Source organism: Acaryochloris marina S15, from assembly GCF_018336915.1.
GTDB classification, from domain to species: Bacteria; Cyanobacteriota; Cyanobacteriia; order Thermosynechococcales; family Thermosynechococcaceae; genus Acaryochloris; species Acaryochloris marina_A.
Window position 1 is genome coordinate 5,211,219 of the sequence record NZ_CP064923.1, and the last position, 13,828, is coordinate 5,225,046.

Below are 13,828 nucleotides of genomic sequence, written 5' to 3' on the forward strand. Positions count from 1 at the left end.
ACCATAACCAGCGATGGGCAGTCCCTAGGGGAAGCACCCATAGTCACAAAATATCACCCTCATTCCCTGGCCCCTTGCTCTGCCGCCACCGTTGCAAAATATTGACGATAGAGATCGCAACGGGGTTGCGCCCCATTCCCAACCAGTTGAATGAGACCTAAACTGTGCAGCTTAAACAACACAGAGGGTTCTAGAGAGATAGCCTGTTCAGCCGTAACAGCGGCAATAAAGGATTTTGCCAATTGTTGATGCTGTTGCAAATTCCACCAATGGCCCCTTAGATGATCGCGGAATAGTCCTGCTTCCGTCGGAGCTGTTTCCAGCAGTTGGTCTAAACTCATATCTCCCTTGGCAACGTGATACAGGGCCAGTCGGATCAGATAGGGATGGCCACCTATGAGGGTTTGAAGCTGGGTAATCTGAGCTTCATCCCAATCCAAGTGATGTAGCTCTGCCAGTTGGCTAATTTGCGCTAAAGAGAATTCTGGTAAATCAATGGGTAAGCCGACATTAAAGGGGGACTGATTGGTGTTGAGGGGAATATAGACCTCAGTTGCATGAACGACGATAAGCCGCAATTTCTGCCAGATTTCTTGGTTTTTGGCTTCTTCATGCCAAGCCCGCAGCAAACCAAAAAAGTCGCTGGCAATCTCAGGATATTCAAACACTCGATCCACTTCATCGAGGGCCAAGGTCAAGGGGCCATCTAAATCAGGCAGAATATACTCTTCGAAATAAGCGGTGCAATTGTATTTACTGCCAAAAATGTCGTCCCAAGTTTCAGAAATTCGATTGGGCAAACGCAATCTGCGACTGACACTCGCACAGAGCCACTGCAAGAGCTTGTCCAGATCCGTAAATACCTTGCCATCCGCCAATTGCAAATTTAACGACACCGTATTCAACCCTTGGCTGGAGGCTTCATGGAGAATTCTAGCCATAAGTGAAGTTTTACCCATTTGCCGAGGAGCTTTGATGCGAATTAACGACCCAGGTTGCACTACAGTTTCCGCACAGCGGATTTCAATGGGGGGACGCTCAATATAAAACGCCGATGCTACATTCACCTGTCCTTCTGGCAATTCTGGCTCAGCGACGGGTAATGGGGGCGCATCGGATTTTTGCTTGGGTGGCGGCACCGTGGGGAATGAACCCGAACTCACTTGTTCAGCGGTTCGAGTCACTGAAGCACTGGCATCCAAGGTTGCCAAAATGTCTTGGACCAGGTTGGGCGTATCGCTGGCCGATCGCCAAATGCGCTGCTGCAGCCGATGCAAATATCCTCGTAATTCGTAATTCAAGGAACCATCCATCGGCAAATCAACCCGAATGGGCACAATTTGAGGTCGCTGTTCCGAACGACTCTGATGCAATGCTTTGACCGCTCGCACTTCCTGCAGCATCAACTCGCTATGGGCCGAGGCCCGAGACAAGAGCAAGACATAAAAGTCACAAGCCTTGAGAGCGTGATCAATATGCTGCGCCCAATTCTCTTTTAGCTCCAGGCTCTGGGTAGACATAAACGGCTGATAGCCTGCCCCTTTAACCGCTTCAAATAAGTCCTTAGCAACCTGCAGCTCGGGTTCCCGATTCAACGCACTAATAAAAACCTGGCTAGTCACTTCCGCCAACGGTTGAGTCGCACTTTCCGGATCAGCGGCAAGGGAATCTGATCCTAAGGAGCCCTTGGGGAAATCAGCCGGACGAGCCACTTGCGGGGTGGTTTGATAGCTACGTTCTACAGTGGGGTCAGCATCGCCAGCCCAAAAGTTTTGTACGGGCGATCGCAAGATTTTGCCAACTTTTTGGAACCATCCTGACGAGGGTTGGGCTTGGAGTTCTTTTAAGACCTCTTCTGCAGATTGATACCGATATTGAAAGTGGTAGCGGACCATTTGCTGTAGCACATCCGCAAGGGCTGGGCTAACAGACACTTCTTCCTGCCAGTCAATCTCGCCCTGGGCTGTTTGGGTAAATTGGGTCGGGTTTTTACCAATAAAGGCCTCAATCCCAATCATGCCTAAAGCATAAAGATCGCTATTCGCTCGGGGACGGCCCTGGGCCTGTTCAGGAGCCATATAGCCAGGGGTGCCAATGGCAATCGTTCCCCCAACCGGTAAGGGTTGATGGGGATCACTACTCAGTTCTTTACGCAGCTGCTTGACGGCACCAAAGTCGATCAGGACCAGCCGACCATCCTGCTGCCGACGAATAATATTTTCTGGCTTGATATCGCGGTGAATGACATTGAATTGGTTAATGAAGGCCAGAATCGACAAAATATCCTGCAGGAGTTGAGTGACCTGTTCTTCTGACCATTGACAGCCCTGGGGTAATTCTTTGCGCAGTAAGTGACCGGGGATATATTCCTGAACGAGATAAAACTCTTGTTTTTCCTCAAAATAGGCTAATAAACGAGTAATCTGATCATGACTTCCTAATTTCTCCAGCATGACGGCTTCCCGCTCAAATAGAGACCGTGCTTTCGGTAAAAACTCAGGATCTCGTTTCGCCGGCTTGAGATGCTTGACCACACATTGGGGGCGATCGGGACGATGAATATCCACAGCCAGATAAGTCTGACCAAAACTACCGCCGCCTAAGGTTTCCTGAACTTGATATCGTCCACCGAGGGTTCGACCGAGCATACTCTGTAATGCTTATGTGAGAGGTGTACTGTCTTTTCTCAACCACTACAGACCATCAACACAGTTGATCAGGGATCTGTACTAGACCTATTGTCACGCGTTTGGCGAGCAAAGAGGAGGTTGGATTGTCGGCAAATACCAAAACCCAACCGTATCCTAACTGCTTGAGGATACGGTTGTAGTGATTTTGACATCGGCTTGATTAAGACTCTCAGTAGGAGGCCAGATCCTGCAGGTCTTTTAGGGACGCCGCATCATCGGTCTAACGGTTTTGATTCTGCGAAATTGACGCTTTTGGGTCGGGGAACGACGCAGGGTAGGACGAATGCGCCGCCCCGTTGACTTCATCCGCCGCCGATTCGTTTTAAGGCGCTTCCCTAAAGATTTCATGGGGCGACGATTGAACTTGATTTTTTTACGAAGTATTTTGAGGCGACGAGCACTGGGCTGAACGCGCTTGGACTTTACCTTACCCGTCGAGTTCCTGGCTTGAGGCGATACCGTTTCTTTTGCAAGGACTTATTGTTCTGAAGTCTAGTCTTGCGAACTAAGCCTTTTGGCTGTTTGGAGGGAGATTTAATGGCTTTAGTGGGAACCAATACCTTGGGACCCGCAGGGATTGCTTCTGGAACTGCGGGTAATCCTTCCTCAACAGGTTCGGCTAAACCAGGGTCTGGATGTTCACCAAAGTCATCATCGGGTGGGAATGCATTGTCATTCCCAGAAGCCCCGATCCCAATGAGGGGGCCTTCAGTACCGATATTGATATTGACATTGATGGCAGGACCGCTAGAGTCTTGCGTCTCTTCTACCAAGGCTGTGTCATCTGCGTTAGCAAATTCATCTTCTGCAAGGGAATCAACTGCCACAGGGGAACAAAGTTCAGTAGGTTCTAGGCCTTCTTGAGCATCCTCACCAGTTGCTTCAACTTTGGTTTCCTTACTTTCGCTCATCGTGGGCAGACAATCTTCTGTGAGCAATTCTTCAGTTAACTCAGATGGTTCAGTTCCCAAAGAGATAGGAATGTCTTCTGTTGGGGTGGGATTAGCCTCGGAGGCGAGACTAGCGAGGGGATTCATCCCAACCACCAGGCAAGCCATTAGAAATACTTGCAGTTTGTTAGGTGCAGGATGAGCAGAGCCAGCCGTTTGTTTCAGCATCATTACAGTTCCTTGTAGTCGTCAGCGTTGAGAAGAATTAGCTTGTACTGTTCTCTTAGGACCAACACGGTTGGTTTATGCACGCTGCTGAACATTGGGATACATGCAACCTCGGACTGCACTGCTGGCAATCTTTTCCACCTTTCTGCAACTTGAGACCGATCATGTCCAAACTTGGGCCAGTGATTCAAAGCTGCGTCGCAGTATGCAGATCCACCTTGAGCAATCTCAGAAAGCCGATCTGTCGGCGAAGTTTTGGTCCCTGTACTGGCATAAGCTGTGGCGAGCGGAATTTCAGCCCGACTCGCAGCAGGTTTCGGCAGGCCATTTATCGGCTTATTTACAGGAAACTTGTTATTGGACCGCCCAGAAAACGGCGACTCGGTTTAGCAGCAGCCGCTATGGGGTGAGTGACTATTTTCAAATCGCCATGGCGCAGGTGGACAAGATCCTCAAGGGCTTCAATTCCGATCAAGGCTTTAATCTGCAAAATTATGCCAGCGCCACCTTCGCCAGCTTAATGCGGGAAACGCTACGGCAACGCCGCGAAATTGATATTTGCAGTGATTGGGCTTTGCTACGAAAGCTAAGTCAGAAGCGGCTGGTCGAAGCCTTGAAAAATAATGGTTTGCCTCAAGAAACGATTGATAGTTATGTTTTAGCCTGGACTAGCTTTAAGGCAATTTATGTTCCTGAACAGGCGACGGGGACTCAGAAATTGGAGAAACCAGGGGCTGCGGTTTGGGTTGCGATCGCAACTCAATACAACCAAGAACGCACCACACAATTACCCCCGAATACTGCTGCCATCACGGTTGAGGATCTCGAAGCCATCCTAATGACCTGTACCAAAGCAGCCAGAGCCTACCTCTACCCATCCCAAATTTCCATCAATACACCCAGACCGGGACAAGACGCGGGAGAATTCCTGGATCAATTGCCCAATACAGAACAGACATCCTTACTAGAAGAGATGATCGCCACAGAAACGATACAAACAAGACAAAACCAGCACCAGCAAATCGGCAAGGTCTTAACAGCAGCCATTCAGGACTTGGATCAGCCGTCTCAATCACTTTTGCAGCTCTATTACTCCCAAGCCTATACCCAACAGCAAATTGCCGAGAAATTAGAGATGAAGCAATACACCATTTCCCGGCGATTAACCAAGCTCCGCAAGACACTGTTGACAGCTTTAGCCACCTGGAGCCAAGATACTCTGCATATTTCACCCGACTCGGACGTACTCAAAGCTATGAGTTCTTCCCTGGAAGAATGGCTGACGGGACACTACGGTGAACCTGCCCCCACTGCCCCTGCATTAGAGTGATGATCATGACGTCTGATTTAGCCTTATTTGACTCTACTTATTTAGAAATTGATGCCGCGATTCAATCGCGATGTTGGCAACAGAGCCTAGGGGCAGCGCCCAATCGCTGGCAGACCTACTTGCATTTGATCTGTTTGGAAACGGTGCTGCCTTGGTTGCGGGAAGATCATAATTTACGGTCAATCTCGGCCCTGAAGTTACCTTCCTTGCAGAGTATTTGGGCAGTAGTAGCGGGAACCCCTATTCAAGTCGGCTCGCAGAAACTGGTGTTGATTCCCACGGAAAGTATCGATTTAGATGAACTGCGGGTTCCCCAAGAATGGGTGGATATTCCCGACTGGATAGCAGATTACTATGTGGCAGTGCAGGTCAATCTGGATGAGGGCTGGGTGAGATTAGGGGGATTTACCAAACACTTACAGCTCAAAGGACAGGGGCAATACGATTGGCGCGATCGCACCTACTCTCTCAACGATACTGATCTCACCCCAGATCTGAATGTGCTCTGGTTAACTCAGCAATTCAATCCCCAAGAGGTCACTCAAGCAGCAGTTAATCCGTTGCCAGCACTCTCCAAGGTACAAGCTGATCAACTTATTCAACGGCTCGGCAATGCAGATATCGTTACTCCTCGCCTATCCATTCCTTTTGAACAATGGGGCAGCTTAATAGATCACGGTGGTTGGCGACAGCACTTAGCGGCACAACGATGCGGCATCACTGAACAGCTTTCAGTGGGGCAATGGCTGCAAACGGGGATGACAAATCTGGCGCAACAGATGGGCTGGCAATCTATTACGTTACAACCCCAACTCTCTGCTGCCCGAGGCGATCAACCCTCAACACCAATTGCAGCGATTGCGCGACAGTTACAGATTGAGGGTCAGCCCTATGAGTTGAATATCTATGCAGTGGAAACTGATTCAGCGTGGCGGTTTGAACTTCGACCTGTAACTCCTGGTGCCATGATTCCAGCCGGTTTTGTGCTGCGATTACTAACGGAAGACCTTGAATCTTTTGAGGGGAATGAGGATCAAGCCTCTGAGTCCGTAGATCGGCTCTATATTGATGTCGCTTTGGAGTCTGGGGAAGGTCTAGTTTGGATAACAGAACCACAATCAGACCTGTATGACCAAGAAATTCTAAGGTTTTAGACGATGTAGCTTATTCACATAATTGAATAAGCTACATCGTCTAAAATATTCATGCAAATTGAATACTTCACTCGGGCACGTTAAGAGTACAGGCTGGTACAACCTTCCTACATTTTGTGCCGAAGGTAGAGTCCTGTGCAGACTTGAATGAGTCATCCAACGCCTAATATTTTGCGGTACTTCGACCATCCTATGACTTCCCCCTCACTTACCGATATTGAATCCGCTGATGTGGACAAGGTTGATGCTGCACTTCAATCGATAACATCTAGCCGTTTAGATGAAGCAGAAACTCTGTTGCTAGGCGTTATTGCCAATACACCATCAGACTATGCCAACACTGAAGAGACTGGTGATGTCATCTCCATTAAGTTCTGGGACGAGACTACCTTTATTCACTATGTCACCTGGGAAAAACATCACGGGCGCGCAAATAAGACTATCAAATGGCTGAGTAACGCTTATCCCCGTGCCTACTTCCATATGGGATTTCTCTGCGTAAAGCATCAACAATTCGACAAAGCCATCGAGTACCTTGAGAAAGGCCAAGCACTCGAACCCAAAAATCCCAAATTCTCCTGTGAAAAGGCAAAAGCCTTGGTGAGTGAAGGTCGCAAAGAAGAAGCACTCGCCCTTTATGGGCAAATCACGGAAATCAGTGCATACGTTAGCGCCCATGATTTAGCCATCGCTCTGCGTGGTCGTGGGTTTGTGTTGATTGAAATGGGTGATCTCGATAATGCAGAATTGGCATTTCAGTCTTCACTCAAGATTGAGTCAGACAATGAAGTCGCACTGAATGAATTAAGCTACATTAACCACTTACGCCAAGGCGGTGCTGCAAGCTCTACGGAAACCATACTATCCACTAGCCTCGATCTATCAAACTGTAGGGTATGTGGTCAGCCGTTCGATGAAGGCGTCGTTGTCTCATTCAAAGGATCACCCGTTAGCATTTGCCAGCAGTGCCAACAACATCTGACAAAAAAATGGTGGCAATTCTGGAAGTAAGATATAAACCTCAACCTCAAACTATGAATGTTGTCGAGACTCTTCAGAGGTTACTAGAGCGCCAGAAAACTGAAAGGGATATTGGCGAATTCGACGTTGAGCTTGTCTCACTCGGTCATTGGACAAGCGATATAGACTATGTCACCACGGAGCAAGAGCTATGTTTGGTACTGGGTCAGCCTATTTATAGTGGTTTAAGATCTGAACAAGAGACAGATCTTAGCCCTCAAAAATACTTCTTTGAATACCAGAGCGCATTGCGATATGTGTGGTGGGAACATGGCGATCTTGAAGTCTTGCTGATGATCACTGGGCATGATGCAAATACATTACAACTGATTCGCATCGCCATATCCAGTATTTCTCTATCAAACTCTATCGAGTGACAAAATATCTCTGAGGCGAACCTAGAAACGTAGTGAATAGGTCTCATTCCTGAATATTGCCAACCTCAAAAAAATCCTCTTTCACTGAGATTATTTCCATCTGATTACCCATTAAGACAGAAGCCAAGATCGAGGCTAGCTTGAGTCACTATTAGTAATTAAAATTCCGTGCATCTCCTACAGAACTTTTTTGGAACCATTCTTCCATTGAATACTTAAATTCATGAGGGATAATGAGCCTACCATCGCCTGGATGAAGAACTAGAAATGGCTCCAGATCCTTTAACACACGAATAATCGGTAAAAAGTCTTCCAAATATGCTCGTTTTACCGTGATGCACGATACCGGATCATTGCATATTTTATAGGTCAAAATTCGACCATCAATATTATCCGGCTGATACCAATAATTAATCCATGCCAAGGGTGGAGTTGTTCCCTCAGCATGATTATGGCTAAATCCTGATGCGGCACAGAGAAGTTCAACGATATGGGAGCGACTGCCAAATGGCAATACTACCTCCTCATTTAATTCTGATATTCTCTGACTGGAAGGAATGTTCAAGAAGCTATTAGCCACTCTATAAAGGGAAAGACTTACACCCATAATTTAGTCATCACAAATCAGCTCTCCCCTGGCCCAAAAAGATTGCACCTTTTGCCACTCTCGTGTCGATTGAGGACCAAGATACTGCTCAATCTTTTCAGATTTGCCTATGTCAACTACATTAGTATTTTGCAAATCCTCTAGCAAACCAACAGTTACTGCTTCTTGGACCTCGGCATCCCCGTCATCACACCACGTTTCAATAACTCTACAAACCTTTACCAATTCTGCGGTTGAACCACTCGCTATTAATTTGGTTATGTGCCTCGCCAAATCACTGAGTATGAGATAGATCGGTAGTGATTCTTTTTCGTCATCCCATTTTGCTAAAAACTCATTCCAAACGGGTCCAAAGGTTGGGGTCGCCTTAAGCATCGGGGTCATCATCTCAATTCGTGTAATCACCTCCCAAATCTCCTAGACACGTTTAACTAGCCTGCTGTAAACCTGCCTGCCAAGGCAATGGTAACTGCTTCAAACTCAACCCTTCCTCAAAAATCTGCTGAATCGGATACATCTGTCCATCCATCGTCATAAACTGATGTTCCGCCGTCGCTTGAATCGTCGAGCCATCTTCCAGGGCATATTCAAACACCTCCTGCTGGCCGCGATGGTGCCATTGAGCAATCGGTTGCGTATACAGATGTCCTCGCTCATCAATCGAAAAGACTTGACATTCAATTTGCTCCTGTACCACCTGGCCAATGGGCAGCCAACCATACTCCAACGTCAACACAGGCGTGTCATAGCTCAGACAATATTCAGCAAACAACACCATTTGCTCGAACAAATCTTCAGAGATTTTTTTGTCAACACCCTTCTTGAAAGCCCCTTCAATGAAGATCTCCCGATGTTTCTCCATCTCCGCCACTTTCTTTTTACCCATCGCCCGTCGCAACAGGTCAGCTTCTCCCAGAGAGTAGCCCGCCATATCCTGAGCAATCTTCATGATCTGCTCCTGATAGACCATAATGCCATAGGTCTCTTCTAGGATCGGCTTGATCAATTCATGGGGATAATCAATCTTTTCCCGCCCATGTTTACGGTTAATAAATTTGGGAATCAGCCCCGCATCCAAAGGACCCGGTCGATAGAGAGCCAGAATCGAAGAAATATCCTCTAAGTTAGACGGCTTGAGATCTTTGACGACCTGGCGCATCCCCGAAGACTCTAACTGAAAAATTCCTTCCAATTCTCCCCGTGCTAACAGTTGAAATGCTTCTGGGTCATTCATGGGTACCCGATCGATGTCTAGATCGAGCTGCCGATTCTTCTTGAGCAAGTCGGTTGTTTTCTGGATCATCGTCAGGTTTTTGAGGCCCAAGAAGTCCATTTTTAGCAGGCCCAAAGATTCCAAATCTTCCATGAAATACTGGGTAATCACCGCGCCCTCGTTATTACGCTGCAGGGGCACCAGTTGATCCAAGGGTTCTGAGGCAATTACAACGCCCGCTGCATGGACCCCAAAGGTTTTGTTGGTGCCCTCAATCCGAATCGCCATATCCAGCCAGCGGCGCACAATCTGATCCTTGTCGTATCTTTCCTTAAACTCCGGGGCTGGCGTTTCGTCTGAAATCATTACCTTCAGCTTTGCCGGTTTTCCTCGGGCCACCGGAATCAGCTTCGCCATCCGATCGGCATCCCCATAAGGAATATCCAGCACTCGGGCCACGTCTTTGAGTACTGCTTTGGAAGTCATGCGGTTAAAGGTGATAATTTGCGCCACCCGATCTTCGCCATACTTGCGGGTAACGTAGTCAATCATTTCTTCCCGTTTTTCGATGCAGAAATCCGTATCAACGTCAGGCATCGACTTCCGTTCTGGATTCAGAAATCGCTCAAATAGCAGGCCATGATGAACGGGATCGATATTCGTAATCCCTAAGGCATAGGCCACCAGAGAACCTGCAGCACTGCCTCGCCCTGGTCCCACAGGAATATTATGGTCGCGGGCATATTTGATGTAATCCCACACCACCAAGAAATAAGTAGAAAAGCCCATCTGCTGGAGCATCTCTAGCTCGTATTCCAAACGTTCCTTATAGACATCCGTCACCTCTGGGCGGGCTTTGCATTCGCACCGCTCCAATAGGCCATCCCAGGTCACCTCTTCCAGGTAAGTTTCAGCAGTATAGCCTTCCGGTACTTCGTAGTCAGGACTTTGGGGGTCGCGGAAGATATCGTAGGTTTCGACCTTTTCAGCTACTTCTAGGGTGGTTGCGATCGCAGTGGCAATCACGTCATCCTCTAAGTGGTCCCGAAACATCAAAGCCATCTCGTCAGCAGTTTTCAGATACTCAGTACCGCTATAGCGAAGACGCTTGTCTTCTGTAATGAGCTTGCCCGTCTGGATACAAAGGAGGGCATCATGGGACTCCACGTCATAGCAAGAGATAAAGTGGGAGTCATTAGTGGCAATTACCTTAATATCCAGTTCCTGGGCAATGCGCACCAGCTCCACATTCACCACCCGATCTTCCTGGGAACCGTGGTCTTGAATTTCTAGGTAATAGTCATCCCCAAACAGCGCTTTGTACCATTTGGCAATCCGTCGAGCGATATCCGGCTTTTCCTTCATAATCGCCTGGGGAATCTCGCCCCCTAGGCAGGCACTGGTGACAATCAGCCCTTCATGGTGCTCTTCCAGCAGGTCTTTATTAATACAGGGTCGAGAAAAAATGCCGCGCCCTTGGACGCCATTCAGGCTAGAAATCGTGGTGAGTTTAACCAGATTTTGGTAGCCTGTCTTGTTCTTCGCCAACACCACCTGGTGATAGCGAGGCCGCCGCTCCTGCTTAGTGATATCCCCATTGATCACGTACATTTCGTTGCCGACAATGGGCTTAATCCCCTGCTTCTTGCAGGTTTTGATCAAGCCAATCGCCCCATACATCACCCCATGATCCGTCAAGGCAATGGCGGGCATATTGAGTTCAACGGCGCGAGATACCAAATCCGGCAGCTGACTGGCCCCATCCAAAAGACTATAGTCACTGTGAATATGCAAACCCACAAAAGACATTGGCCACTTTCCTGCTAAACCTGGCTATAGGGTAACGGATTGCGATCGCAACGACTACAGTCCCGACATTATTTGTGATTGCCCACTGCATAGGGATTTCTCGACCGCCTGCAGCAGCTGACCCGGAGTTGGGTAAAATAGAGTTTATATAAATAAATTAAGATTGCACTTTTATAAAAGCTAATCCATAGGGGTCCTGCCTCTGTTAAGATTTGTTTAAACTGTCTTCTCCGTATCCCGACGTAGCATGAATCTGAAAGCTACAGTCTCACCGACCGACCTCGAACTGCCCACTTGGCTACAGGAATGTATGCTGGAGGTCGATGGTGCTGAAGACAGAGATGGTGTTGCAGAACAAAACCTGATTTGTCGCGCTTTTAACTTTGGTTACCAGCTCCATGAAGGCCAGCATCGAGCTTCGGGAGAACCCTATATCGCTCATCCGGTCTCTGTTGCCGAGCTCCTAAGAGATCTAGGCGGTAGCGCAGCCATGATTGCTGCAGGCTTCCTCCACGATGTCGTTGAAGACACAGACGTCACCCCAGAAACCATCGAATCTGAGTTTGGACTAGAAGTCCGACAGCTAGTTGAAGGCGTTACGAAACTCTCTAAATTTAATTTTTCGACCAAAACCGAGCGGGAAGCCGAAAACTTTCGCCGCATGTTCTTGGCCATGGCCCAAGACATTCGCGTGATTGTAGTTAAACTAGCCGACCGTCTCCACAATATGCGGACCCTAGAGCATCTGCCCCCCGTTAAGCAGAAACGTATCGCTCAGGAAACGCGAGATGTATTTGCTCCCCTGGCCAATCGCCTCGGAATCTGGCGCTTCAAATGGGAATTAGAAGATCTAGCCTTTAAGTATCTTGAGCCCGACACCTATCGCAGAATGCAGCAGCTGGTTGCTGATAAGCGAGTCGATCGCGAGGAACATATTGAGCAAGCGATCACCATTTTGCATGATCGGCTTGAACCCATTTGCTCCCACCACCTAGACATTTCTGGCCGCCCTAAACATCTGTTTAGTATTAGCCAGAAAATGGAGCGGCAACAAAAGGAATTTCATGAAATTTATGATGTCGCCGCCGTGCGAGTCATCGTCAAAACGAACGAAGAATGTTATCGTGCCCTAGCCGTTGTCCATGATTGTTTTCGTCCTATCCCTGGACGATTTAAAGACTATATTGGCTTACCGAAACCCAACCGCTACCAGTCTCTCCATACTGTCGTCATTGGCTTAGGGGGACGGCCCCTGGAAGTGCAAATCCGCACCGAAGCAATGCACCATATTGCGGAGTATGGAATTGCCGCCCATTGGAAATACAAAGAGTCATCCAATCAGCTCGGTAAAGCCTCTTGGAGTCCTGATGACGAAAAGTTTACCTGGCTGCGTCAATTATTAGAATGGCAAAGCGATCTCAAAGACGCCCAAGAATATCTAGACAGCGTCAAAGACAACTTATTTGACAGCGAAGTTTATGTTTTTACCCCAAAAGGCGATCTGATTGATCTCACCCAAGGGGCAACCCCCGTGGATTTCGCCTATCGGATTCATACCGAAGTCGGTAACCACTGCTTTGGAGCTCGTGTCAATGGACGCATGGTCACCCTCGACACCCCCCTCGATAATGGCGACATTGTCGAAATCATGACCCAAAATAGTGCCCATCCCAGCTTGGATTGGCTCAATTTTGCTGCTAGCAATGCTGCCCGCAACCGAATTCGGCAATGGTATAAACGCTCCCACCGAGAAGAAAATATCCTCCGCGGCCGAGAGATGCTGGAAAAAGCGCTGGGGAAGAAAGGTTTCGATGCCTTACTCAAATCTGAGCCGATGCTGACGGTTGCCAATCGATGCAACTACCAAACCCCTGAAGATTTGCTGGCTGCCCTAGGCTACGGTGAAGTGACCCTCAATTCTGTCACCAATCGGCTGCGAGAAACCATTCGGAGCCAGCAAGCCGAGGCCGAACCAGCGACCTCAGATCTAACAGACGTTAATTTACCCACTCAAGCCAGCCCCAGACCACTCCCCAGCTCCGGGGACTCTCCAATTACGGGAGTTGAAGGATTGGTCTACCATATGGCCGGTTGCTGTCATCCCGTTCCCGGTGAGCCCATTATTGGGGCGGTCACCCTCAGTAATCGAGGGATTTCTATTCACCGCCAAGGCTGCAAAAATGTCGGCAATATTCCAGGAGATCGGCTGATTCCCGTCAGTTGGAACCCGGCCCACCCCTCCCAACAAAGCCGCCGCTATACCTATCCCATTGAAGTTCAAATCGAAGTCATCGATCGGGTTGGTATTCTCAAAGATATTTTGACCCGTCTGACCGATAGCAGAGTCAATGTCTATAACGCCCAAGTCAAAACCTTCCCAGGGCAAACTGCGGTGATTAATCTGGGGCTACACATCGAACATTGCAATCAATTAGACCAAATTTGCGCCCAAATCCGAAAAATGAGTGATGTTCTCAAACTAAGACGTCTCAGCCAGGTTGAAGACTGAA

Annotated in this window: 11 protein-coding genes; 5 read left to right on the forward strand and 6 right to left on the reverse strand. The window is 48.3% G+C overall.

The annotated features are described in order from the left end of the window. Nucleotides 1-59 precede the first annotated feature (59 nt). The 3 genes from I1H34_RS23745 to I1H34_RS23750 all read right to left on the reverse strand — a co-directional run bounded on the left by I1H34_RS23745 (nt 60) and on the right by I1H34_RS23750 (nt 3,811). Nucleotides 60-2,648, reverse strand: a complete 2,589-nt coding sequence (locus tag I1H34_RS23745) for an AAA-like domain-containing protein (RefSeq protein WP_212663357.1) — start codon at nt 2,646-2,648, stop codon at nt 60-62. Nucleotides 2,649-2,888: 240 nt separating this feature from the next. Beyond that, a complete protein-coding gene (locus tag I1H34_RS32280; protein ID WP_249369553.1) occupies nt 2,889-3,038 on the reverse strand; it encodes a hypothetical protein in 150 nt (49 codons plus the stop codon). A 74-nt stretch (nt 3,039-3,112) separates the two neighbouring features. Next, nucleotides 3,113-3,811: a hypothetical protein gene (locus I1H34_RS23750; protein ID WP_249369555.1), complete on the reverse strand. Its 699-nt coding sequence runs from the start codon at nt 3,809-3,811 to the stop codon at nt 3,113-3,115. Between the two features lie 100 nt (nt 3,812-3,911). Between I1H34_RS23750 and I1H34_RS23755 the strand changes: the two genes are divergently transcribed. From I1H34_RS23755 to I1H34_RS23770, 4 genes are all read left to right on the forward strand, one after another. Then, nucleotides 3,912-5,138 (forward strand): sigma-70 family RNA polymerase sigma factor, encoded by a 1,227-nt coding sequence (locus I1H34_RS23755; RefSeq protein ID WP_212663358.1) that lies wholly within the window; start codon nt 3,912-3,914, stop codon nt 5,136-5,138. 5 nt (nt 5,139-5,143) lie between these two features. Beyond that, entirely contained in the window at nt 5,144-6,292 is a 1,149-nt protein-coding gene (locus tag I1H34_RS23760) for a DUF1822 family protein (RefSeq protein ID WP_249369557.1), read from the forward strand. A gap of 192 nt (nt 6,293-6,484) precedes the next feature. Next, nucleotides 6,485-7,303, forward strand: coding sequence for a tetratricopeptide repeat protein (locus I1H34_RS23765; RefSeq protein ID WP_212663360.1), 819 nt, complete (start codon nt 6,485-6,487; stop codon nt 7,301-7,303). 23 nt (nt 7,304-7,326) lie between these two features. Beyond that, nucleotides 7,327-7,689, forward strand: a complete 363-nt coding sequence (locus I1H34_RS23770) for a hypothetical protein (protein WP_212663361.1) — start codon at nt 7,327-7,329, stop codon at nt 7,687-7,689. Nucleotides 7,690-7,840: 151 nt separating this feature from the next. On the opposite strand, the gene I1H34_RS23775 is transcribed toward I1H34_RS23770, so the two are convergent. From I1H34_RS23775 to I1H34_RS23785, 3 genes are read right to left on the reverse strand one after another with little or no spacing between them, the layout of a single operon-like run. After that, the gene (locus I1H34_RS23775) at nt 7,841-8,296 is read right to left on the reverse strand and encodes a hypothetical protein (protein WP_212663362.1); all 456 of its coding nucleotides are present in this window, start codon (nt 8,294-8,296) and stop codon (nt 7,841-7,843) included. Nucleotides 8,297-8,299: 3 nt separating this feature from the next. Continuing rightward, the gene (locus I1H34_RS23780) at nt 8,300-8,701 is read right to left on the reverse strand and encodes a DUF7674 family protein (protein ID WP_212663363.1); all 402 of its coding nucleotides are present in this window, start codon (nt 8,699-8,701) and stop codon (nt 8,300-8,302) included. A 22-nt stretch (nt 8,702-8,723) separates the two neighbouring features. Further along, on the reverse strand, nt 8,724-11,318 hold the full coding sequence (locus tag I1H34_RS23785; RefSeq protein ID WP_212663364.1) for a DNA polymerase III subunit alpha: 2,595 nt from the start codon (nt 11,316-11,318) through the stop codon (nt 8,724-8,726). 247 nt (nt 11,319-11,565) lie between these two features. Here I1H34_RS23785 and I1H34_RS23790 point away from each other — a divergent pair, with 247 nt between their 5' ends. Beyond that, nucleotides 11,566-13,827, forward strand: coding sequence for a RelA/SpoT family protein (locus I1H34_RS23790; RefSeq protein WP_212663365.1), 2,262 nt, complete (start codon nt 11,566-11,568; stop codon nt 13,825-13,827). Nucleotide 13,828 lies beyond the last annotated feature (1 nt).